Annotated in this window: 23 protein-coding genes; 10 read left to right on the top strand and 13 right to left on the bottom strand. The window is 44.5% G+C overall.

The genetic code is table 11. The features are described from left to right. Positions 1–21 precede the first annotated feature (21 nt). The 5 genes from AK965_RS16175 to torE all read right to left on the bottom strand — a co-directional run bounded on the left by AK965_RS16175 (position 22) and on the right by torE (position 6,965). Positions 22–927, bottom strand: a complete 906-nt coding sequence (locus AK965_RS16175; protein WP_099080579.1) for a manganese-dependent inorganic pyrophosphatase — start codon at positions 925–927, stop codon at positions 22–24. A 197-nt stretch (positions 928–1,124) separates the two neighbouring features. After that, the gene (locus AK965_RS16170) at positions 1,125–2,864 is read right to left on the bottom strand and encodes a glycoside hydrolase family 36 protein (RefSeq protein ID WP_099080578.1); all 1,740 of its coding nucleotides are present in this window, start codon (positions 2,862–2,864) and stop codon (positions 1,125–1,127) included. A 194-nt stretch (positions 2,865–3,058) separates the two neighbouring features. Beyond that, a complete protein-coding gene (gene torA, locus AK965_RS16165; RefSeq protein WP_099080577.1) occupies positions 3,059–5,521 on the bottom strand; it encodes a trimethylamine-N-oxide reductase TorA in 2,463 nt (820 codons plus the stop codon). 29 nt (positions 5,522–5,550) lie between these two features. Then, complete coding sequence (gene torC, locus AK965_RS16160) at positions 5,551–6,735, bottom strand: pentaheme c-type cytochrome TorC (protein WP_099080576.1); 1,185 nt, start codon at positions 6,733–6,735, stop codon at positions 5,551–5,553. Positions 6,736–6,785: 50 nt separating this feature from the next. Continuing rightward, entirely contained in the window at positions 6,786–6,965 is a 180-nt protein-coding gene (gene torE, locus AK965_RS16155) for a trimethylamine N-oxide reductase system protein TorE (protein ID WP_005450728.1), read from the bottom strand. Between the two features lie 461 nt (positions 6,966–7,426). Here torE and AK965_RS16150 point away from each other — a divergent pair, with 461 nt between their 5' ends. Next, complete coding sequence (locus tag AK965_RS16150; protein WP_099080575.1) at positions 7,427–8,221, top strand: ABC transporter permease; 795 nt, start codon at positions 7,427–7,429, stop codon at positions 8,219–8,221. 255 nt (positions 8,222–8,476) lie between these two features. Then, positions 8,477–8,614 (top strand): hypothetical protein, encoded by a 138-nt coding sequence (locus AK965_RS20515; RefSeq protein WP_099080574.1) that lies wholly within the window; start codon positions 8,477–8,479, stop codon positions 8,612–8,614. 45 nt (positions 8,615–8,659) lie between these two features. Here the strand turns inward: AK965_RS20515 and focA are convergent, their stop codons facing one another. Further along, positions 8,660–9,520, bottom strand: a complete 861-nt coding sequence (gene focA, locus AK965_RS16140) for a formate transporter FocA (protein WP_099080593.1) — start codon at positions 9,518–9,520, stop codon at positions 8,660–8,662. A gap of 298 nt (positions 9,521–9,818) precedes the next feature. Here focA and AK965_RS16135 point away from each other — a divergent pair, with 298 nt between their 5' ends. Next, complete coding sequence (locus tag AK965_RS16135; protein ID WP_099080573.1) at positions 9,819–10,052, top strand: TIGR02647 family protein; 234 nt, start codon at positions 9,819–9,821, stop codon at positions 10,050–10,052. Between the two features lie 75 nt (positions 10,053–10,127). On the opposite strand, the gene AK965_RS16130 is transcribed toward AK965_RS16135, so the two are convergent. Further along, positions 10,128–10,550 carry a PACE efflux transporter gene (locus AK965_RS16130; RefSeq protein ID WP_099080572.1) on the bottom strand — a complete coding sequence of 141 codons (423 nt, stop codon included), beginning with the start codon at positions 10,548–10,550 and terminating at the stop codon, positions 10,128–10,130. A gap of 89 nt (positions 10,551–10,639) precedes the next feature. Here AK965_RS16130 and AK965_RS16125 point away from each other — a divergent pair, with 89 nt between their 5' ends. The 3 genes from AK965_RS16125 to AK965_RS16115 are packed head-to-tail and all read left to right on the top strand — an operon-like array spanning position 10,640 to position 13,003. After that, positions 10,640–11,518 carry a LysR family transcriptional regulator gene (locus tag AK965_RS16125; protein ID WP_099080571.1) on the top strand — a complete coding sequence of 293 codons (879 nt, stop codon included), beginning with the start codon at positions 10,640–10,642 and terminating at the stop codon, positions 11,516–11,518. Between the two features lie 22 nt (positions 11,519–11,540). Beyond that, positions 11,541–12,368 (top strand): NAD(P)H-binding protein, encoded by an 828-nt coding sequence (locus AK965_RS16120; protein WP_099080570.1) that lies wholly within the window; start codon positions 11,541–11,543, stop codon positions 12,366–12,368. Then, positions 12,365–13,003 carry a YdcF family protein gene (locus AK965_RS16115; RefSeq protein WP_099080569.1) on the top strand — a complete coding sequence of 213 codons (639 nt, stop codon included), beginning with the start codon at positions 12,365–12,367 and terminating at the stop codon, positions 13,001–13,003. The genes AK965_RS16120 and AK965_RS16115 overlap by 4 nt, the downstream gene beginning before the upstream one ends. A 74-nt stretch (positions 13,004–13,077) precedes the next feature. On the opposite strand, the gene AK965_RS16110 is transcribed toward AK965_RS16115, so the two are convergent. Further along, the gene (locus AK965_RS16110) at positions 13,078–13,656 is read right to left on the bottom strand and encodes a thymidine kinase (RefSeq protein ID WP_099080568.1); all 579 of its coding nucleotides are present in this window, start codon (positions 13,654–13,656) and stop codon (positions 13,078–13,080) included. Between the two features lie 87 nt (positions 13,657–13,743). Continuing rightward, the gene (cysS, locus tag AK965_RS16105) at positions 13,744–15,126 is read right to left on the bottom strand and encodes a cysteine--tRNA ligase (RefSeq protein ID WP_099080567.1); all 1,383 of its coding nucleotides are present in this window, start codon (positions 15,124–15,126) and stop codon (positions 13,744–13,746) included. Positions 15,127–15,330: 204 nt separating this feature from the next. Here cysS and AK965_RS16100 point away from each other — a divergent pair, with 204 nt between their 5' ends. The 4 genes from AK965_RS16100 to AK965_RS16085 all read left to right on the top strand — a co-directional run bounded on the left by AK965_RS16100 (position 15,331) and on the right by AK965_RS16085 (position 18,528). After that, positions 15,331–15,825 (top strand): peptidylprolyl isomerase, encoded by a 495-nt coding sequence (locus tag AK965_RS16100; RefSeq protein WP_099080566.1) that lies wholly within the window; start codon positions 15,331–15,333, stop codon positions 15,823–15,825. Positions 15,826–15,885: 60 nt separating this feature from the next. After that, the gene (gene lpxH, locus AK965_RS16095; RefSeq protein WP_099080565.1) at positions 15,886–16,623 is read left to right on the top strand and encodes a UDP-2,3-diacylglucosamine diphosphatase; all 738 of its coding nucleotides are present in this window, start codon (positions 15,886–15,888) and stop codon (positions 16,621–16,623) included. A gap of 99 nt (positions 16,624–16,722) precedes the next feature. Further along, complete coding sequence (locus AK965_RS16090) at positions 16,723–17,937, top strand: EAL and HDOD domain-containing protein (RefSeq protein ID WP_099080564.1); 1,215 nt, start codon at positions 16,723–16,725, stop codon at positions 17,935–17,937. A gap of 87 nt (positions 17,938–18,024) precedes the next feature. Beyond that, positions 18,025–18,528, top strand: coding sequence for a YchJ family protein (locus tag AK965_RS16085; protein ID WP_099080563.1), 504 nt, complete (start codon positions 18,025–18,027; stop codon positions 18,526–18,528). 367 nt (positions 18,529–18,895) lie between these two features. On the opposite strand, the gene hisIE is transcribed toward AK965_RS16085, so the two are convergent. The 4 genes from hisIE to hisH are packed head-to-tail and all read right to left on the bottom strand — an operon-like array spanning position 18,896 to position 21,647. After that, positions 18,896–19,531: a bifunctional phosphoribosyl-AMP cyclohydrolase/phosphoribosyl-ATP diphosphatase HisIE gene (gene hisIE / locus AK965_RS16080; protein ID WP_099080562.1), complete on the bottom strand. Its 636-nt coding sequence runs from the start codon at positions 19,529–19,531 to the stop codon at positions 18,896–18,898. Continuing rightward, a complete protein-coding gene (gene hisF, locus AK965_RS16075) occupies positions 19,528–20,301 on the bottom strand; it encodes an imidazole glycerol phosphate synthase subunit HisF (RefSeq protein ID WP_099080561.1) in 774 nt (257 codons plus the stop codon). The genes hisIE and hisF overlap by 4 nt, the downstream gene beginning before the upstream one ends. Beyond that, positions 20,283–21,020 carry a 1-(5-phosphoribosyl)-5-[(5-phosphoribosylamino)methylideneamino]imidazole-4-carboxamide isomerase gene (hisA, locus tag AK965_RS16070; protein ID WP_099080560.1) on the bottom strand — a complete coding sequence of 246 codons (738 nt, stop codon included), beginning with the start codon at positions 21,018–21,020 and terminating at the stop codon, positions 20,283–20,285. The genes hisF and hisA overlap by 19 nt, the downstream gene beginning before the upstream one ends. Positions 21,021–21,032: 12 nt before the next feature. After that, positions 21,033–21,647, bottom strand: a complete 615-nt coding sequence (gene hisH, locus AK965_RS16065; RefSeq protein WP_099080559.1) for an imidazole glycerol phosphate synthase subunit HisH — start codon at positions 21,645–21,647, stop codon at positions 21,033–21,035. Positions 21,648–21,656: the final 9 nt, after the last annotated feature.

Below are 21,656 nucleotides of genomic sequence, written 5' to 3'. Positions count from 1 at the left end.
TATACGTTGGTAATAATGAAATTACACAAGCTCAGTTTGAAGCCAAGGCCAACCTTGCTTCTTACGGCTTAGTGTATTTTCCATCATTAGCATGCCGTCTTTCTCGTGCTTAACAAGTTTCTCAGCCCACTCACCTTTGTAAAGAAGACGAGTTTGAGCTGTAGTGATATCTGTTAGCATCACAGCAGCAAACGCTAGGTCGTCGTTTGCACAACGTACTTCAAGATCAGCTTCTAGTGCTTCGATCATGCCGTCAACTTGATCAAGAGTCGCAAGTTCAACCTGACCAACGACCACATCACGTCCGTTGAACGGGTAACCTTTAAGGTCTTTTTCAACAAGCTCAGCCGCTGATAGACCTTCAATGTTTGTCTTAGCAATTAGAAGATCTTTAGTGAATGCATCAACGTCTTGTACATCTGCGATAGCCGCTAGCTCAGCAACAGCATCTTTGTCTTTTTGAGTACAAGTTGGAGAAGCGAAACCTACTGTGTCAGAAAGGATAGCTGACATCATTAGCTTAGCGATTTGAGGCGTGATCTCGTGACCTTCAATTTTAAACATGTTGAATAGTACTGTGTTAGTACAGCCAACAGGCCAGATCCATGCTTCCATTGGGTTCACTGTCATCACGTCACCTAGACGGTGGTGGTCAACGATACCCGCGATTTCAGCTTCAGCGATGTCGTCTGGTGCTTGCGCTAGATCTGAGTAGTCTACTAGCCAAACAGTTTCGCCAGCAACTGAAGTACGCAGCTCAGGAACTTCTGCGCCAGCTACTTCTAGGATGTGCTGAGTTTCACGGTTAATTTCGCCCTGGCGAATTGGCATTGCTTCAACGCCACGCGCCTTTAGAAGTTCAGTTGCAACTAGTGCACTACAAATACTGTCACTGTCTGGGTTCTTATGACCTACAACTAGAATCATGTTTCTTCCTATTCAAGTCAATTTGATGGCTTCCTAATAGGGTGAATTGCATAGTGAATTACACCGAGGAAGCGAGTTTGCTCACAAAGGTCGATACTTTACCTGATTTGGAGGAGTTTGACACGAAGAAAAGTAAACGTCACCGATTGTAAGGAATGTGGTACCTTTAAACGATACCACATTACGCCACTTCAAATTTACGCCGTCACGATCGCTCTGGCGTTTAACCCTTTATCAACACTGATTAACAGCAATTTACATGGTTCTTGGTTCAGTTTTTCACCTGTCCAAAAATCGTACCAATCTGTCGGCTGCTCAGCGATTAAGGTAAACTCTGTTGCGTCATTGTTCCCATAGTTAAATAAACAATGCAGATCATTCTTAGCAGTTAACGACAAAAACGCATGGTTCAGGCTTAATGCTGTGAACTTAGCTGCTTCTTGATTACGCCGCTGACGCAGCATCAGCTTAGATAGGGTTTTGCTTGCGAAAGGCGTAACTTCTGGTAATGGGTCACCTGAAAGCAACAAACCACCACAGGCCAGAAGTGCATTACGATGAAAATGATAATCTTCTCGTGAGGCAGCTTGATTCGGCAAGGAGACCAGTGTCACGCAATCTGGATCAATTTGCCACAGCTTACGATGTTGCCAGCTACGGAAAAAGGTTTCTTTGGCGATTTGCTCAAAACGGTGGTTATGACGCTCTACATCATCAGAAACACGCATCGCATCGACTAAGCCCAACGATGGCCACATTGGCGCATTACAGCCCAATAGCCAGGCATCCCCTGCCCCCTTAGCGATAGCTTCCATTCCCATACGGTAAGCTTCTACGCCAGTAACACCAGATTGACTACGCTTACCTTTTAGCGTGCCCCAGTAGTTTGCATCGAGTTTAAACAGCTCAACCCCCCACTCATCTCTCATCACAGACACAACGTGTGTGAGATGATCTTGAACTTCAGGATTTGAAGTATCAAGAATATACCAAGGCGTACATCGCCAGCCACTATATGTTACGTCTTCTGCTTTAAGTAATGAACCATCTTCATGTCGAACGAACCAATCTGGATGTGTCCTGAAGATCTCAGACTCAGGTTGAGCGATAAAAGGAGCCATCCAAATAGCGGGCTTTTTACCTTTTGTACGGATGTTCTGAATCAGCTCTTTCACCCCACCTGAAAACTTGTCAGATGGTGTTAACCAATCACCCATAAATACTTGGTAGCCATCATCTAGAAGAACCCATTCCAGATCTGCAAGGCTATCTTGCATACACTCAACGTTTTCTAGGACGTTATTTTCGGTCACCTCTGCATAATACGCATACCAAGAACACCAACCAATTGGCGCATCTTGAGTTACACCTTTACGTACTGGATGATGCGCTGTAATCATCTCACTGTACTCTTGATACAGGTGATACAACGAGTGACCACGCAAAACGGCTACCGACTCAAGCGTGTTGTTCTCCCACTCTGACACTTGCGTCTGTTCTCCGTCAATCGCTGCCGAAAGTACCCAATCTTCACCGATCTTCTGAACTTCAAAATATCCAGCAAAGCGACGACACGTGGTAAATCCAAACAAGGTATACCCTGATGCATCTTCAACAACCAAATAGTTGTAGTAACGCTTCGGCGCATGTGCAGGATAGATGCGATAAGCAGCGTTGTTGTCTGGACAACGGCCAATATCGATGGGTTGAGAAATGGTACCCGAGGTTTGGGCTAGCATTTGAAAACCGTCACCAATAACGGTTGCGCCATGCTCATAAAGGAAAGGCATTTCGAACAACACTTCACGGTTAGTGAAGGTTTTGTTGTGCACACCTGCAAACGAAAAGTGTGCTTGGTTACCAACCACTTCGATCTGGAGATCATGATCGAGTAACGTAATTTCGGTATTATTGGCAAATTGAAAGGTTTGCGCCATTGAGAATCTACTCACTATTATGATGTTGTTTTCTTCATTATCCTCCGCTTCTGTAATCCAATTCGTTATGAACATCACGAATCTATATTTGGTGATAGCAAACAACTCGGTTATTGAGAGAATTCTCATAAAGATTTTAGCTAAAAAAATACCAGCCCGAAGGCTGGTATTTCGTTTAAAACTTAGTAGGCAAATTATGCAACTTCAATTGGACCACCGAATGACGTCACTGGTGGAACTTTGCCAGTGAATTTCTCGAAGTCTACGATACAGGTGTTCGCAGAAGTCGCCTGAGCAAGCTCAGATGTACCAATATCCAATGTTAGTGTGTTTGGATCGCCATAAGTATCAATAGCGCCGACTTTTGCATTCAGAGGACCATACCATGCACCTTCTTGGATACGAACCACGCCACGTGGATAGTTGTCAGTAAGTACAGCACCAGCAAGAAGCTGACCACGATCGTTGAATACGCGTACCAAATCACCATCTTTGACGCCTTTTTCTTTGGCATCAAGAGGGTTGATGTATACCGGCTCACGGCCTTGAACTGTGTAAGTTGCACGAAACTCATCCGATTCACACATCTGAGAGTGCAAGCGCTTATCCGGGTGGCAAGATTGTAGCCAGAACGGATGCTTATCTGAACCAGGACCACCGTGTGAACGTTCGGTCTTTTCGAACCACATTGGGTATTCCTGACAGTATTCGTAACCGTAACGACCGATCTTACGCGATGTAATCTCGATAAACCCAGAAGGTGTACCCAGTGGGTTAATTTCTGGATCTTCACGGAAGTCCGCATGACGAACCCACGGCTTACCTTCACCAAAGTCGAGTACGCTCTGCTCCCAGAATTCCGCAAATTCTGGCATTTCAAACTTACCTTCGTTCGCTTTCTTACATTCGTTGTACAGGCTTTGGATCCACTCCATTTCGCTCATACCACGCGTGTATTCGTCACGACGGCCAAAGCGTTGAGTCAGTTCACTCATGATTTGGAAGTCTGGCTTAGATTGGAACAGAGGATCCACTAAGCGGTGCATTGCGATCAGACCTTTGTTCGAGTATGAACCGTAAACGTCGATATCGTTACGTTCCCACTGAGTACATGCCGGAAGCACGATGTCAGAGAAACGACATGTAGCAGTCCAAGCGAACTCAATCGTTACCACTGTTTGAAGCTTCTGGAATGCTTGCTTCATACGGTTACGATCTTGGTGATGACTCCACGGGTTACAACCCGAGATAACCATCATCTTGAAGTCAGGAAGTTTTACTTTACCACCGTTGTAACGGATCTCTTTACCTGGTTCCATCAAACAGTCGATCCAACGCGCTACTGGGATAGTGCGGCTGTAACCATTAAAGTCGTTGTTATCCCACTTCGGCTTCATACCTGTATCTAGGTTACGAGGGAAACCACCAGGGCCCGCGAAACCAGTCGAAGGAACACCGATACTTGAGTAGTGATGACCGTAAGAGATACCACCGCCAGGCAGACCAATCTGACCAACCATGGCAGCCAAAACTGCTGCTGCCCAGTATGGTTGTTCACCGTGCTCTTGACGCTGAATACACCACCCCATCAGGATTTGAGTACGACCGTTAACCAGCATGCGCGCGAATTCACGTATTTTATCCGCTTTAACGCCACAAATCTCTGCTGCCCACTCAGGCGTTTTAACGACTTTGTCTTTTGTCTCACCCTGAACGTACTTAATAAAGTCTTCAAAGCCTAGACAGTAAGTTTCGATAAACTTCTTATCGTATAGGTCTTCGTTGTACAGCACGTGCGCTACAGCAAGCATAAATGCTACGTCTGTTAACGGGTTGATGTAAAGGTGGTCAGTGTTCAGGTAGTTTTGCGTTTTGTTTTTAACCGGATCGACTGAGATTGCGTTGATCTCACCTTTCGCGATTTTTTCCTTCAATTGCTCTAAATATGCATAAGATTGGTGCGTTTCACAGTTCCAACCGACTTGGAGGTTTTTCACAGGATCATTAGCCCAGATAACAATATTATCTGCATGTTCCAAAATTTCAGACCAAGACGTGCCTTGTGCGTAAACTTCTGTTGAGCCAAGTATGTAAGGTAAAATGGTTTGACCTGCACCTGTCGAGTAATCGCCGACTTTAGTGATGAAGTTGCCATGCATACCTACTGCGCGCTGCATGTGTGCCGTACAGTTGTTGAACGAACCCGTTTGGTTCCAGCCCGTCTGACCAGCATGTAGAGCCCATGGACCGTAATCTTTCTGAACACGTTCTAGCTCTCGGTAAAACAAGTCTAATGCTTCGTCCCAAGTCACACGGATGAAACGGTTGTTACCGCGCGTTTCTGCGCTGTACTTGTGTTTTTTCAACCAATCTAGACGAACCATTGGGTAACGAACACGTGATGGGCTGTAAATAATACCCTTGATGCCGTTTAACATTTCTGTTGGGTTCTTATCCAACTCTAGCGGTTTGATCTCTTGAACTTTACCTGCGTAAATATGGGCGCGGAATGCGCCCCAGTGAGAACCTGTTACTTTCCAAGTACCCGTGCTCTCTGCAGCACTAGCAGAAGCTGACGCTAACAGGCTAGGACCGATTACTGACGCTGCACTCGTTGTTGCTACGCCCTTAAGAAAACTTCTTCGTGTAATTGCCATCTAAAATTACTCCATCCGACGCGTATGTATTAATGGTGGCCTTCAGCAAAATCTGAAGAGTGCATCTGTAGATATTTCAAGATCAGTGCTTCACTGTCTGTATCTAGGTTAACGAACGCAAGCATACCGTCGAACATTCCAGGCCAAGTATTCGCATCGAAGTGCGCTTCAGCTGGTTGAGTGTGACATACTGAACAGTTTGTTTTGTATGCTTCTTGTGATTTTTCCCATACAGGCGTGATGTCGTTCAGCATAGATTCTTTCCTAATCCATACTTTCGCTGCCACTTTTTCCCAAGGAAGACCAGTCAGCTCATCCACTTTTTTCTCGCCAGTAGTCACTACGTTGGTGTCTGTTGATGCATCTTTAAGTAGAGATGCAACTGCAATGTTCTTACCAAAATCAGCTTGAATTACACGACCAAAGCCTTTCGCTTTACGCCAGCCATCAATTTCGATTTCTGCGAAGTCGCCTTTATCAGCAATCACTTTCACGGTAGAGGCTGGGTTAAGAAGGCCTGCTTCTTTCTCGCCTTTGTCGTCGAAGTAAATTGGAAGGTGACGAACACTCACTAACGTTTGACCAACATCATAATTGGTGTTTGAAGCAAGAGCTTCTAGATCGCCAACAATACCGCCGATGCTATCCATACCTGCAGGTAGGTTATGCGCGATACCTTTGTGACAATCCACACAGCTTTGATCTTTTTCTGCCGCTTGCTTCATTTGGATACGAGCAGTTGGAGACATTTGCTCGAAATCCATTGAATCATAGTTGTGGCAATCTTTACATTCTTGAGATTTGTTTGCAGAGAAACGATCCCATTCATGTTTTGCAAGTTCAATACGACGTTCTTCAAAAACACCAGGTTCATCATAATTGCCGAAAATTTGTGCATAAACTTCTTTAGAAGCCTGCATCTTACGTGCAATTTTATCTGTCCAGTTATGTGGAACGTGACAATCAGGGCAAGTAGCACGAACACCAGAGTGGTTTTTCCAGTGAACCGTGTCTTGCAGTTCAACATACACGTTGTCACGCATTGTGTGGCAGCTTATACAGAATTCTTCCGTGTTGGTCGCTTCCAGAGCAGTGTTAAAACCACCCCAGAAAATCACACCAGCGATGAAACCGCCCATAGTCAGCACACCTAGGCTGATATGAACTGCCGGGCGCGTCATCGTACGCCACAGTTTAATGATTAATGATTTCATTATTTGCTCTCTTAAAATCTTTTCAAAAGTGTGGAAATGAGCTCAGTGGCTTACATGCCATGCGCACCAGGAGGCCCAAAGAAGAACACTTGCAGTGCCCAAACAATAAATCCGTAACCACCTACGAATGCCACACTTAGGATAGGAAAGAGAACAACCGCAATGAAGAGGAATGATTTCCACTCCAATGAGCGTTTTTCACCACTCTCAATTTTATTAACATCACTCATACATTTGCCTATTTTGTATCTAGTGTCATGAAAAGCCCACGCTAGCAAGCTTAAGTTTTTTACAATCTCTATTGGAAAATGTTAGACCATACTGATACTAAGGTTCAATTAAATCCGACCCTTCAAGCCTTGTTATTCAGTACTTTTTTGAGTTCATCCAAAGATGTGTTTGATTGATATTTCTTATTAACAAATGTTAATAAATGTGAAAATATAAGTCTTTTGCAGCCTTGTTAAAGATACAACACTTTCTCAACTTTGATTACATTGCAGTGGATTTTTTCGGGCCTCTAAATCGTTCTTTTTTCATCCAAACACAAACATATGTAATCAAAATGCTTCTGCAATGTAGCAATTACACTATAATTTCTCTGGCCGGAATTTATGAAATATCAAACCTTAGTAGTTCAGAAGCCAAACACAATCCATTATGATTTAGTGCATTGATTTAAGGAGGCTTTATGAATTCAGTAGTAGATATTGCATGGCTAGAACTCCTGCTTTTCAGTTCAATTCTATTGATTCCACTCGCCATTAACGTTCGCTATAAACTCGGGATTGCGAAAACAACGGCCATCAGTGTGATTCGCATGACCTTACAGCTCGTACTTGTTGGCATGTACTTAGAATATCTATTTCAGCTTAACAGTCTTCTTATTAACACATTATGGCTTGCGGTCATGATCGTGGTCGGTGCAAGCTCAATTATCGACAAAACAAACTTACCCAAATATCCGTTAATGCTTCCTCTAATTACGGCTTTAACGCTAAGTCTTCTGCCACTACTAATGATAACCACCATAGGGTTAATTAGACCTGAGCCCTTTTACAATGCCCAATACATTATCCCCCTTGCTGGCATGCTGCTAGGCAATAGCTTAAGCAGCAATATTGTTGCTCTACAAAACCTCTTCAGTGCTTTTGAACAACGTAAAAGTGAATACGAAGCTGCCATTTCCCTTGGTGCGACACCTAAGTATGCTTCCTTTCCCTTTGTTCAAGAGGCAATAAGAAAGTCTCTTGCACCAATACTCGCCTCCATGGCAACAACGGGCTTAGTCACCCTTCCCGGAATGATGACCGGACAAATTCTTGCTGGATCAAATCCTATGATTGCCATCAAATATCAACTGATCATCATGTTAGCCATTTTCGTCATGCTTTGCGTTTCAGTTGTGATTTGCCTCGAGATGACGCTGCATTATGTGCAGACCAAAGAAGGTCGAATAAAAGTGACGTTTATCAACAAAAATTAGCTTCTAAGCTGAACAAGAACTGAACACATAAGTCACTTATTTTATGAAATTTTCTCTGTTGAAAAAGATACTCACGATCTTTGAGACAGGTTATCCACAGAAAATGTGGATAACCATAAGAAGAGAGAGGCAACCAAAATCATAGTGGTTCAATTTGGTGCGTAATTTTTAGACATCAATCCGTCATGAATTGAACATTTACTCGCCATTTTTATGCTCTAGTCTCTATGTTAAGCACATAGGGAGCACTCAGTTATGAATAATATACTTAGCGTAGAAATGAGCTCAAAAGCCTCAGAGAATTCACTATTAGACTGGCGAATACAAGAGTCCGATGAGGTTACTCACCTTTGGATTCCAAGAGATGTTGGTGTCAATGAAGAATTGGAGTGACGGAATAAAACAAAGGCAAGCTCATTGGCTTGCCTTTGTTGAAAATTATTTCAGGTATTTGTCTTCATCACGCAGGTAGATCATCCAGTACCACATGCCAACAAAAACACCACCACCGATGATATTACCCAGTGTTACTGGCAACAGGTTATTCAATAGGAAACCTGTCATGTTCAAATCCGCGTAATTCGCAATATCTGCACCAGTGATTGTCCAGAACGCTTCTGGTGCAAAGTATTTAATACCAATCGCCATCGGAACCTGGAACATGTTCGCAATACAGTGTTCAAAACCTGCTGATACAAACATTGCAACTGGCAGAATCATTACTGCAATCTTGTCGGTTAGCGTACGACCACTGAATGTCATCCAAACGGCAATACAAACCAAAACGTTACACATTATACCCAATGCAACCGCTTGAATAAAACCATGATGCAATTTGTGCTGAGAAATCGCCATTGCATTTAAGCCTACTTGCCCGTTATCGAACATGTATTGCTTGGTTAGCAACATACACACTACAAGTAAAATCGCACCGACCATGTTACCAAAGTAAACAACAAACCAGTTCTTAACCAACGTTTGCCATGAAATTTTGCCACTGGCGCGGGCGACCAGAGTTAAAACTGAACTTGTGAACAGCTCGCCGCCTGTTACAACGACCAGAATAAGACCAAGACTAAAAGCCAGACCACCAATTAGGCGGGTGATGCCCCATGGTAAATCACCGGCTCCTGTTGTTACCGTGGTAAAGAAAATGAAAGCGATACCAATATGGATACCAGCAGAAATAGCCAGCAGAAAAGACTTCATTGGAGCTTTAGTCGCTTTGCCCACCCCCACTTCGGCCGCACGTTCAGCTGCCTGTGGTGGTAATAGAGAATCAAACTGATTGAAGTTCATAAAAGTGTAACATTTCGCAACAATTAACAAGGCGCGGATAATCGCTCCATTTCTAGACTTTTTCAAGGGCTATTTTCATGTTTACGAAAAATGTTGTTGATGTAAGTGCAATAGATAAAACTAAACCATGGGTTATTATCTTAATCATCACCAGTATTTAGTTAAAACGTTTACCACCGAATAAAGTTTCTGCTGTCTATGGTGTCGATAGCGCGGTAGTTAACACTTCTCATGCTTTTCTGTTGCTCATCTTTGTTTTTCCGTCTAGCTTGGATAAAAAAGAGCAAAGGAATTACCTATGAAATATTCAGCTGACCACATTACAGAGTTGAACCTACTTCTTCAATTCGACTTAAGCAGTGCAGCAACAGGCATTAAAGTTCATAAAGATGCATCTGAAGAAGCGCAGGCGGCTGTCGCACGTCTATACGCTAAACAGTTATGTACGCAACCTGATGGTGGCTACCTTACTGATGAAGGTATCGAAGTCGCGGAACACGCAGACAAAATTATCCGCGTACTCTCGGCATAAACGTTGTCATCTAATCGCTAAAATGCCACCGGATTCGGTGGCATTTTTATTTTCCGCTATCGAATTGTGCGTATATTACGCCATGATCTTTTTCATTGTTCCATATGGTTGGAGCTTGTCATATGCCCAATTAAAGCCTGTTGTATAAAACAAGAAGAAAATCAGGAAGCCTGCTTCCAGCGCCAACGCCTGCAATAGCGTGATTTTCAAGAACCATGCAATCACTGGAATAGTAATGAAGATTAAGCCCCCCTCGAAGCCAATCGTGTGACCAATACGCATCGCCAAGCTTCTTTCTTCACGGTTAGAACCAAACCATTTATCAAAGTACAAATTGTAAATGTAATTCCAAACAACGGTGTATAAACTCAAACCTATACCCACCATCGCCAAATCACTCGATCCTTTCCCTGTAATTAAAGATGTAACCGGAACAATGATCGCCAAAGCAATCAGTTCAAATAATACAGCGTGAAAGATACGTTCGTTACGAGCCATGATGTTTTACCTAAATAGTCCTACTCAATGACGCGTAGTTTATCTACAATTAAGATAAGTAATAGTTAGATACTATCGGTAAAGACGATATGTTTACCATTGAACAACTGCAAGCATTTGTTGCGACCTCTGAAGTTGGCTCTTTTTCTGCAGCGGCACGTAAGCTCGGACGAGCTCAATCTGTCGTGAGCCAACATATTATGAACATGGAACTCGACTGTGGCGTTGATTTATTTGACCGAACAGGGCGCTACCCCAAGCTCACTGCAAAAGGTCATGAACTATTGCCTTACGCATTAGCGACCATTAGCCAACTCGACCGACTGAATAACAAGGCCGCTCAATTGTTTTCACCACAAGCGACTCAGTTCATCCTCGCCGTTGATGAGGGTATCCCGCTCACTAACCTTCCTCAAGCACTCAAAAATTTGGAACAACAATTTCCGTATATCCAAGTTGAATGCTTGACAGGCTCCAGCCCTGACATCATCGAGCTCGTAAAATCTGGCCGTGCAACGACGGGCATCATTCTCAGCGACCTGCAAATGCCACAAAATATTGACTTCTCAAATCTCGGCAATATTGGGTTTGACGTATTTATCTCTACAGAACACCCTTTAGCGACGCAGAAGATTCGCCATATCGACGAGTTAAAGCAGCATAGGCAATTGGTTATTCGTTCAAAAAGTTCTGATACTAGTGGCGTCAATCAGGCGCTGAGCCCTGAAATCTGGTACGCTGATAATTATTACATCTTATTAGAATTGGCAAATAAGGGGTTGGGCTGGTGCTTCCTTCCAAATCATTTGGTATCGCATTCACCCAATACATTAATCAAAATTGGTGAGCAATTCACTAAACTGGCATGGCAAGTCAACATCGATTTGATACAACACCAGAAATGGCACTCCGATCCCCTACACCAACAAGCCAGATTAGAATTACAAACCCTGTTTGAGTCGCAATAAGGGTCAAAAGTAGGAACAACCGATGGCAAATACTTTAATCTTAGGCGCAGGTTGGCTAGGAACGCCAATTGCACAAACATTAGTGGATCAAGGGCATCAAGTTACGGTGACGCGCCGTAGCCAAGCAAAACTGGACGAATTTCCCATTTCTTGCGTCAGCACTGCACTGCTAGATCTCAACGAATCAGATTCGGCACAGCAGCTCTCAGAACTCATCGCGCAATACCAGATCGAGTGCATTGTCGGCACCTTTCCTCCCGGCTTTCGTCAAGGCAATGGGGATGAATACGCTCTACAATGGGAACGCTTGGTTTCGGCAGCAAAAGAAAATGGCGTTGGCAAAGTCTTAATGGTCAGTTCCACCACTGTGTATCCAAATCTTGCCGTCGATATGAAAGAAGAAGACGCGACATTAGCCTTAGCAAAAAACAATGCGCATTTTTCTGACAACGCACGCATCATGCTGCAAGCCGAACAATACGTGATTGATTCCGGTATCGACTATGTCATCGTTCGTTGCAGTGGTCTGATTGGTTCCGATCGCCACCCTTCTCGCTTTGCCATGCGCCTTAAACAAGTCAGCAGCAATGCTCCAGCTAATATGTTGCATCAAGACGACGCAGTGGCAGCAACGGTTTTCGCTCTCAATAACATCGACAATGACGTCGTGAATGCCACGACACCTACTACCGTCAGCAAAGCCGAATTTTACCAAGCGGCAATTTCAAAAAATGATTTAGATATTGCCCTACCGCCAATCACAGACACGCCAGATAAGCGCATTCTCGCAGACAAGCTCATCGAGCTTGGTTACCAATTTCAGTTTAAATCAACATTGGATGCACTATGAAGCTTTATCAACACATCGAAATTTTGTGGGATTACATGCAGCTTAAGCATGACGTAAAACCTGCCGATTGCTTGTTTGTTATGTGTAGCAATGACCTACGCGTTGCCGAGTATGCTGCCAAGCTTTATCAGCAAAACCTTGCGCCATTGATTGTCTTTTCTGGTGGCGAAGGTCGCTTTACCGATGGCTTGTTTGAGAAGAGTGAAGCCGAAACCTTAGCTGAAGTCGCTAAGCTGGCTGGCGTACCAAGTGAAGCGATTTTAGTCGAGACACAATCCAGTAACAGTGGAGAGAACGTCCGCTTCACTGAGCAGCTATTGAAAGAAAAAGGGATTCAATGTGAGTCTCTGATTTTGGTTCAAAAGCCATTTATGGAAAGACGTGCCATCGCAACCTTTGAAAAACAGTGGCAGTCGTCTTACTCACAACTTCAAGTCACTTCCACCGCACATCCTTTCTTTGAGTACATCAATGAAGAGATGCCATTGATGATGGTGCTTGAAGCTTTGATGGAAGATTTTTCTCGCATAAAAACCTACCCAGAAAAAGGTTTTCAAACCGAGCAAGAAATTCCTGATCATGTTGAATACTCTTACCAAGCACTTCGAGAAAAGTTTGAGTTTGGGCGAGCGTAATCCTTCGCTCAATCGCCAACAACCAGATAAGAGAAAACCACCGAATTCGGTGGTTTTCTCTTATCTAGATTCGCTTACTTACCAAGCGCTTCTTTGTAGTGCTGGCGACAAACGGATACGTAACGGTCGTTACCACCGATTGCGACTTGATCACCTTCTTTAATAGCAACGCCGTGTTCATCAGTACGGATAACCATGTTCGCTTTGCGGCCGCAGTGACAGATGGTTTTTAGCTCAACCAACTTGTCAGCCCAAGACAGCAGGTACTTACTGCCTTCAAAAAGTTCACCAAGAAAATCGGTACGAAGACCATAGCAAAGTACAGGGATATGCAGTTTATCAACCACTTCTGTTAGCTGGTAAACCTGCTCTTTCGATAAGAACTGACACTCATCAATAAGAATACAGTGACGCTTTTCGACTCCGTGTAACGTAGCAATCTCTTGATACAAGTTAGTATCTGGACGAAACAAATGCGCGTCTGATTGCAAACCGATACGAGAGCTCACTTTTCCTATACCGTAGCGATCGTCTAGTGCAGCAGTAAAAATCACTGGCGTCATACCGCGTTCTTGATAGTTAAAAGAAGATTGAAGAAGAGTTGTCGATTTACCCGCGTTCATTGCCGAGTAATAGAAATACATCTGAGCCACAGAGCACTACCTTCGTTAAAGTTTAGAATTTATAAAAGCTTGTAAAGAAAAGGGCTGAATCATCAGCCCCTTTTTAAGATTGAATCGTTATTTACGACGCCACGTTGTGCCTTCCGCCCCGTCTTCTAGAACGATGCCCATTTCAGTCAGTTTATCACGCGCCATGTCTGCGTTTGCCCAATCTTTTGATGCACGAGAATCGTTACGTAGTTTGATTAGCGCTTCGATTTCAGCCACTTCATCGTCGTTACCTGCGTCGCCTTTTAGGAACGCTTCTGGATCTTGATGAAGAATACCGATCACTTCAGCCAATTCACGCATCAGCGCACCTAGTTCGCTTGCTTTCTCTACGTTTTCTGTCTTCAGACGGTTTACTTCACGTGCCATGTCGAACAGTACTGAGTACGCTTCTGGCGTATTGAAGTCGTCGTTCATCGCGGCAGTAAAACGAGTCACGTATTCTTCACCACCCGCTGGTGCTGCGTTTAAATCGAGACCACGTAGAGACGTGTACAGACGCTCCAGAGCAGCGCGAGCTTGATGTAGGTTATCTTCGCTGTAATTCAGCTGGCTACGGTAGTGACCAGACATTAGGAAGTAGCGAACCGTCTCAGCATCGTAGTGACCAAGAACGTCACGGATAGTGAAGAAGTTACCTAGAGACTTAGACATTTTCTCACGGTCTACCATCACCATGCCGCTGTGCATCCATGTGTTCACGTATTGCGTGTCGTGTGCACAGCATGATTGCGCAATTTCGTTCTCGTGGTGTGGGAACTGAAGATCTGAGCCGCCGCCGTGAATATCGAAGTGGTTACCTAGAATTGAAGAGTTCATTGCAGAACACTCAATATGCCAACCTGGACGACCTGCTCCCCATGGCGATTCCCACGTTGGTTCACCTGGCTTAGACATCTTCCAAAGTACGAAATCTAGAGGGCTGCGTTTTGCTGTTTCGATATCAACACGTGCACCCGCTTGAAGTTGCTCTAGGTCTTGCTTAGAAAGCTTGCCGTACTCATCAAATTTGCCTACTTCAAACATTACATCGCCGTTATCTGCAACGTAGGCAAAACCACGTTCAATTAGCTTCTCAACCAACTCGATGATTTCAGCGATAAACTGAGTAGCACGAGGCTCAACGTCAGGACGCTTCATGTTTAGCGCATCAAAGTCAGCGTGCATTTCGCCAATCAGACGCTCAGTCAGTGAATCGCAAGACTCTCCGTTTTCTGCTGCACGCTTGATGATTTTGTCATCAATGTCGGTAATGTTACGTACAAACGTTAGATCATAACCTAGGTAACGTAGGTAGCGAGAAACGACGTCAAAAGAAACAAACGTACGACCGTGACCGATATGACAGAGATCGTAGATGGTAACTCCACAGACATACATGCCAACTTTGCCAGCTGTAATTGGTTTGAATTCCTCTTTCTGTCTTGTGAGTGTGTTATATATCTTTAACATGATCTCTATCTATGATTGTGAATGAATGACAATTAAGCCGAGTATATCAACTCCAACCTTATTAGGTAATAGCAATTCACGGATAAAACGATAATCGGCTAAACTTCAAGCACAAAACGTTTATTTTCATGATCCTGAGTTTTGCATGCGTTATAACTTAGGCTAGAATCCCAACTTCAATACAACACAGTAAAGGAAAATAGCATGATCACCCTTCACACTAATTTTGGTGACATCAAGATTCAACTAAACGACGAGAAAGCGCCAGAGACAAGCGCAAACTTCCTTCAGTACTGCCGCGACGGTTTCTACGACAACACTCTTTTCCACCGTGTTATTGACGGCTTCATGATCCAAGGTGGTGGTATGGAGTCTGGTCTACGTGAAAAAACTTCTCGTGCACCAATCAAGAACGAAGCAAACAATGGCCTAAGCAATAAAGTGGGTACACTTGCAATGGCACGTACTATGGAACCGCACTCCGCGAGCTCTCAGTTCTTCATCAACGTGAACAACAACACTTTCCTAGACTTCCGCAGTGAAAGCCTAGACGGTTGGGGTTACTGTGTATTCGGTGAAGTTGTTGAAGGCATGGACATCGTAAACAAGATCAAAGGCGTTAGCACTGGCTCTTACGGCATGCACCAAGACGTACCACTAGAAGATGTGGTAATCACTGGTACAACAATCGAAGAGTAATTCGCTCGGATTCGAACTAACAAATAAGTTTGTGGGGAGGCATCGCCTCCCCTTATTTTTATGACGACATTATTTATATCAGATCTACACCTCACGCCTGCTCGTCCGGACATTACGGAGTGCTTCGTCACGTTTATGAGATCGGAAGCGATCCATGCTGACGCACTGTATGTATTAGGCGATTTATTCGAATTTTGGGTTGGCGACGATGATAGAACGTCTTTTGCCGACCAAATCCGCTCTGAATTCAAAGCATTAACCCGTTCTGGTGTTTCCGTTTTTTTCATCCAAGGCAATCGTGATTTTCTGTTAGGCAAACGTTTTTGTGAAGAAACGGGTATCACCTTGTTAAGTGACGTTTGTACGATTGATCTCTATGGACGAAAGGTGGTAATCCTTCATGGGGATACGCTTTGTATCGACGACGTAAAATATCAAGAGTTTCGTAAAACCGTTCATAAGCCATGGCTACAATGGCTGTTTAATCGTATTCCTTGGTTCGTTAAGAAAAGAATTGTCGCTAAGGTTCAATCAGACATTCGAGACGACAAAAAAACCAAGTCTCTCGACATCATGGACGTTAACCAAGACGAAGTGGAGCGCGTTATGTCTCAAAACGGCGTCAACCTGATGATTCACGGTCATACTCACCGCCCAAATAGACATTATTTTGACAAAAATGGTGTTGAATATACGAGAATTGTTTTGGGTGACTGGTACACGCAGGGCTCTGTACTAAAAGCCCATGCCAATGAATTTGACCTTCAAACGCGACCTTTTAAGAAAGATTCAAACTAGAGCAAGTGTACAATTAACAGAATACCGTATAGGGCATAGATATTTTGCCAAAAATCGTTATTATCATATAACTTAGTTAAGTCAGAACATATCACCGCATTGAAGTATTCATACGTAGCTCGCCAACCGATACTGGATAGAGAAAAGCGTACCATCGGGTATGAGCTTCTCTTCCGTGACGGTCCGAAAAATACCTTTCCAGAAGTAGAACCTGAGCTAGCGACTAGTCGACTTCTTTCTGACCATTTCCTAACCACGCACTATAGTACTCTGGGTGATAAGCTCGGCTTTGTAAACTTCCCTTATCAAAGCTTGGTTAACCTAGTCCCTACTCTGTTTCCTAATGAATCCCTCGTGGTTGAAGTGTTGGAAGATTGCGAGCCAACAGATGAGTTACTTCATGCAATCAAACATCTACATGCTTCTGGCTATCGCGTTGCGTTAGATGACTTTGTTCCGACTAAAGCTTGGAAGCGTTTTTTACCTTATGTTGCGATCATCAAGTTCGATATTCGCTTAGTCCCTATCGAGAAGGCAGCGATTTACATTCAATCACTTGGCCACTTTGACATCAAGTTTTTAGCCGAGAAGGTTGAAACCTATGAAGAGTTTGAACAAGCGATGGACGCTGGCTTTAACTTCTTCCAAGGTTACTTCTTCAGTAAGCCTGAGATGATTCAGAAGAAGCGCCTTAGCCCGGCGTTTTTGACGGTTATTCAGCTGTGTAAAGAGATTGCAGACAAACCCATCAATTTTAATGAAGTCGAACGCCTGTTTTCTATCGATGTGACCTTGTCTTATAAGCTAATGACTTATGTAAACTCGGGTTACACGCTCACCACTAAGATTAAGTCTTTCCGTCAGGCGCTGGTTTATCTTGGTGAAGAACGTTTAAGACGCTTTATTTCTCTTGTCGCGATAGCTTCAGTGCACGAAGACAAACCGGACTTTTTGTACTCTTTGGCGATTCAGCGCGCGCGTATGTGTGAAATTTTGCTCAGCCAGATGAGCACTAAGCACGACCCAGGCCAAGCGTTTTTAACGGGAATGTTCTCACTATTAGATTCACTATTAGACCAACCGCTTTGCGATGTGATAAGTGACATTCCGGTTGATGAGGAAATCAAGCAAGCGCTCACAAGTCGCAAAGGCGTATTAGGCTATCTGCTCTCGATGATCATCGCCTATGAGAAAGCCGATTGGGAAACAACGGTAAAGTACTGTAGTGCTCTCAAACTGACTGAGCCGCAATTAGCCAAAGCGTTTAGCCAGTCCACTGCGTGGTCTCAAGAACTGCTTTCTCAACCAACTTAAGACGCTATAATAGCCCCTCAAATACCCGCCAACCTCACTTTTGTGAGGTTGCTTATTTTTACTGTTTAATTAAACGAGTTTCCCTTTATGGCTTCTTCTTGTCCTTGCGGCTCAAACCGCACCTACAAACAGTGTTGTGAAATTGCTCACAGCCACCACGCCGATGTCACGACACCAGAGCAATTAATGCGCTCACGTTACAGCGCGCATGTGTTAGGTTTGGTGGATTATGTCGTGAACACGTATCACCCAAGCTGCAACGCAGAAGAACAGCGTGAAGGCATTGCCCAGTCTATCGACAGCAACTGGTGCAAGCTTGAAGTGATAAAAACAGAAACCGGCAGTAATGAAAATGAAGGGTTTGTTGAGTTCAACGCTTATTTTAATGAAGACGGCAAACGCTACTGCATGACAGAGCGCTCACGCTTTGTGAAAGAAGACGGGCTTTGGTACTACATTGATGGCACATTCCCAAAAGAAGAGCCGGAACAAGATCCGCGTCTGAGCCAACCAGTGAGCAGCTTAAAAGTAGGTCGCAACGATCCATGTATCTGCGGAAGCGGTAAGAAATTTAAGAAGTGTTGTGGGTGATCGAAAGGTCCTAGATTCAAAAGACAGGCCCTAGGATCCTAGGGCCTAAAACCTCGTATTACGCGCAAACGTTGTCTTTGAGTTATAAGGAAAATACTTGTCATTCTGAACAGTGAGGAACGAACGTGATTCAGAATCTACTGTCCGAGTTTGACATCTCTAAGGCAATATACCGCAACTAAATAGCCCACTAATAGTAGATTCGGGATGCTCGCTTGAGCTCGTCCGGAATGACGCTATTAGGTTTGGTTAATGTGCTCCTGTAAGCGAAGCGCTCCGTATTCTGTATTCCAATAACTTTCTCAGAAACTAACAAAACAACCTGCACTCACCATATAGGCCCTAGGTGCTAGGACCTTTTTTCTCTTTATTTGTGACGCTCTTTCAGTTTGTTCACTACGTCATTCATCGACAAGCCTTGGTCTTGAAGCAGAACCATTAAGTGGTAAATCAAGTCAGCAGATTCACACACTAGCTCCGCCTTATCGCCCGACGTCGCCGCAAGCGCGACTTCAACGCCTTCTTCGCCCACTTTTTGCGAAATACGCTTGGTGCCACGGGCATAAAGACTGGCAGTATAAGAGGAATCTGGGTCGGCGCTCTTGCGGGCAGCCAGTAGCTGCTCAAGTTGATGAAGCCACACCATTTGTGACTCCTCTTGAGGGGCCACATCCCAGCAAGTAGTGTTGCCCAAGTGACACGTAGGACCAATGGGATTCACTTTCACCAGTAGCGTATCGTTGTCGCAATCGAGCTGCAAGTTCACCAATTGCAGTACATTGCCTGAGGTCTCACCTTTGGTCCAAAGACGCTCTTTGGTGCGAGAGAAAAACGTCACTTGACCTGTTTCGCCCGTTTTTACCAGCGCATCTTGGTTCATGTAACCCATCATCAGCACCTGGCTTGATTGGAAATCTTGTATGATGGCAGGTACTAGGCCATCCACCTTTTCCCAGTTGATTCGCTCAGCTAGCGAACTTACTTCGGCGGCTTTCACATTCATAGTCGTACCTCAATGCCTTGTTGTTTCAAATACTGCTTCAGTTCACCAATATTGATGACTTGTTTGTGGAATACCGATGCGGCAAGCGCACCATCCACGTTTGCTTTTTGGTATGCTTCTGCAAAGTGATCCATCGCACCTGCACCACCCGAGGCAATCAACGGTACGTTACATACCTCACGCACCATATTCAGTTGTTCAATGTCGTAACCGTTACGCACACCATCTTGATTCATCATATTCAATACGATTTCACCAGCACCGCGCTTTTGCACTTCTTGCACCCAGTCACGCGTTTCCCATTGGGTCGCTTTGGTGCGTTCTTCATCACCAGTAAACTGGTAAACCTGATACTTGCCCGTCTCTTTGTCGTAGTATGAATCGATACCAACGACGATACACTGCACACCAAACTTGTCGGCAAGGTCAGTAATCAGCTGTGGGTTCGCCAATGCTGGTGAGTTGATAGACACCTTGTCTGCACCAAACTCAAGAATACGAGCTGCGTCTTCCGCTGATTTAATACCACCAGCAACACAGAACGGAATATCAATCACCTCTGCAACGCGAGCAACCCAACTTTTATCGACGACACGACCATCGCTTGAGGCGGTAATATCGTAGAAAACCAGTTCGTCAGCGCCTTCTTCCGCATAACGCTGTGCTAGAGGAACAATGTCGCCGATGATTTCGTGGTTACGGAATTGAACGCCCTTCACCACTTGCCCATCACGAACATCAAGACATGGAATTATTCGCTTTGCCAACATGCAAATGCCTCCTCTGCTGTGAACTGACCATCTAACAGCGCACGACCGACAATCACACCTTCTACACCGCTGCCTTTTAGCGCTTCGATATCTGCTAACGAGCCGATGCCACCTGAAGATTGGAATTGCACCTGTGGGTATTGTTTACATAGGTCGACGTAAAGCTCAACGTTTGAACCTTCTAGCGTACCGTCACGAGAAATGTCCGTGCAAAGCACGTGCTGTAGACCTACCGTTAGGTAATCATTGATCAGTGCTTCGATAGTCACGCCTGAATCTTCTTGCCAGCCTGAAATCGCCACTTTGCGTGTGCCGCCTTGGTCGATGTTGATGTCTAGCGCTAGAACGATTTTATCCGCACCATACTTTTCAATCCAACCTTTCACAAGTTCTGGCTGTTTGACTGCTGTAGAGCCCACAACTACGCGCTGTGCGCCTGCTTCAAGTAGATCCACAACGTCTTGCTCTGTTCGCACACCGCCACCGATTTGAATGTTCGCCGGTGTGCTCGCCAGTAGTTTTGTAATCAAATCAAGTTGACGCGCCGTTGTATCTTTCGCACCCGTCAGATCCACCAAGTGCAGCCAGTTCGCACCGGCTTGGTGGTACAAGTTGAACTGCTCTGCTGGGTCGACTTTGTATTCGGTTACTTGACCATAATCACCTTGATAAAGGCGAACCACCTGTCCTTCAATTAAATCAAGAGCTGGAATAATCACACTAAATTCCTTTTATAATTCTAAGAAGTTTTGAATAAGCTTCGCACCCGCTTTGGAAGAACGCTCAGGGTGGAATTGCACACCATAATAGTTGCCACTTTGTACTGCTGCGGTGAACGGATTGCCGTATTCACATTCTGCAATGGTGTAATCACCAACTGGCATAGCAAAGCTGTGTACAAAGTAGAAGTACTCACCTTCTTCGATACCATTGAACAGCGGATTACCTGCTTTTGCAGAGACGGTGTTCCACCCCATATGCGGCAGCGGTAAATCACCAGTTTGAAGTAGCTTCACTTCGCTATCGCAAAGTCCAAGGCACTCAACCGACTCGTCCGCATTCTGCCCTTTCTCTTGAGAAACTTTACCCAACAGTTGCATGCCTAAGCAGATGCCTAGCAGCGGCATTTCTACTTGTTTCACCAAGCTGATAAGTTCGCGCTCTTCTAAGTTCTTCATCGCTTCACTGGCGGTTCCCACTCCCGGTAGAAATAGCTTGTCAGCCGACAATACGATTTGCGGATCTTTAGAAATGGTTACGTCATAGCCTAAGCGTTCAATGGCAAACTTCACCGAAGAAACATTGGCACAGCCAGTATCGATAATGACAACTTTCTGTTCTATCACTGTTTTTCT

The sequence above is a fragment of the Vibrio sp. PID17_43 genome (assembly GCF_002608565.1).
Lineage (GTDB): Bacteria > Pseudomonadota > Gammaproteobacteria > Enterobacterales > Vibrionaceae > Vibrio.
This window is presented reverse-complemented; position numbering and strand designations above follow the sequence as displayed.

Bases quoted from the DNA above. Each gene is read 5' to 3' on its own strand.
- AK965_RS16175 (WP_099080579.1), bottom strand. From the start codon at position 927: ATGATTCTAGTTGTAGGTCATAAGAACCCAGACAGTGACAGTATTTGT.
- AK965_RS16170 (WP_099080578.1), bottom strand. From the start codon at position 2,864: ATGGCGCAAACCTTTCAATTTGCCAATAATACCGAAATTACGTTACTC.
- torA (WP_099080577.1), bottom strand. From the start codon at position 5,521: ATGGCAATTACACGAAGAAGTTTTCTTAAGGGCGTAGCAACAACGAGT.
- torC (WP_099080576.1), bottom strand. From the start codon at position 6,735: ATGAAATCATTAATCATTAAACTGTGGCGTACGATGACGCGCCCGGCA.
- torE (WP_005450728.1), bottom strand. From the start codon at position 6,965: ATGAGTGATGTTAATAAAATTGAGAGTGGTGAAAAACGCTCATTGGAG.
- AK965_RS16150 (WP_099080575.1), top strand. From the start codon at position 7,427: ATGAATTCAGTAGTAGATATTGCATGGCTAGAACTCCTGCTTTTCAGT.
- AK965_RS20515 (WP_099080574.1), top strand. From the start codon at position 8,477: ATGAATAATATACTTAGCGTAGAAATGAGCTCAAAAGCCTCAGAGAAT.
- focA (WP_099080593.1), bottom strand. From the start codon at position 9,520: ATGAACTTCAATCAGTTTGATTCTCTATTACCACCACAGGCAGCTGAA.
- AK965_RS16135 (WP_099080573.1), top strand. From the start codon at position 9,819: ATGAAATATTCAGCTGACCACATTACAGAGTTGAACCTACTTCTTCAA.
- AK965_RS16130 (WP_099080572.1), bottom strand. From the start codon at position 10,550: ATGGCTCGTAACGAACGTATCTTTCACGCTGTATTATTTGAACTGATT.
- AK965_RS16125 (WP_099080571.1), top strand. From the start codon at position 10,640: ATGTTTACCATTGAACAACTGCAAGCATTTGTTGCGACCTCTGAAGTT.
- AK965_RS16120 (WP_099080570.1), top strand. From the start codon at position 11,541: ATGGCAAATACTTTAATCTTAGGCGCAGGTTGGCTAGGAACGCCAATT.
- AK965_RS16115 (WP_099080569.1), top strand. From the start codon at position 12,365: ATGAAGCTTTATCAACACATCGAAATTTTGTGGGATTACATGCAGCTT.
- cysS (WP_099080567.1), bottom strand. From the start codon at position 15,126: ATGTTAAAGATATATAACACACTCACAAGACAGAAAGAGGAATTCAAA.
- AK965_RS16100 (WP_099080566.1), top strand. From the start codon at position 15,331: ATGATCACCCTTCACACTAATTTTGGTGACATCAAGATTCAACTAAAC.
- lpxH (WP_099080565.1), top strand. From the start codon at position 15,886: ATGACGACATTATTTATATCAGATCTACACCTCACGCCTGCTCGTCCG.
- AK965_RS16085 (WP_099080563.1), top strand. From the start codon at position 18,025: ATGGCTTCTTCTTGTCCTTGCGGCTCAAACCGCACCTACAAACAGTGT.
- hisIE (WP_099080562.1), bottom strand. From the start codon at position 19,531: ATGAATGTGAAAGCCGCCGAAGTAAGTTCGCTAGCTGAGCGAATCAAC.
- hisF (WP_099080561.1), bottom strand. From the start codon at position 20,301: ATGTTGGCAAAGCGAATAATTCCATGTCTTGATGTTCGTGATGGGCAA.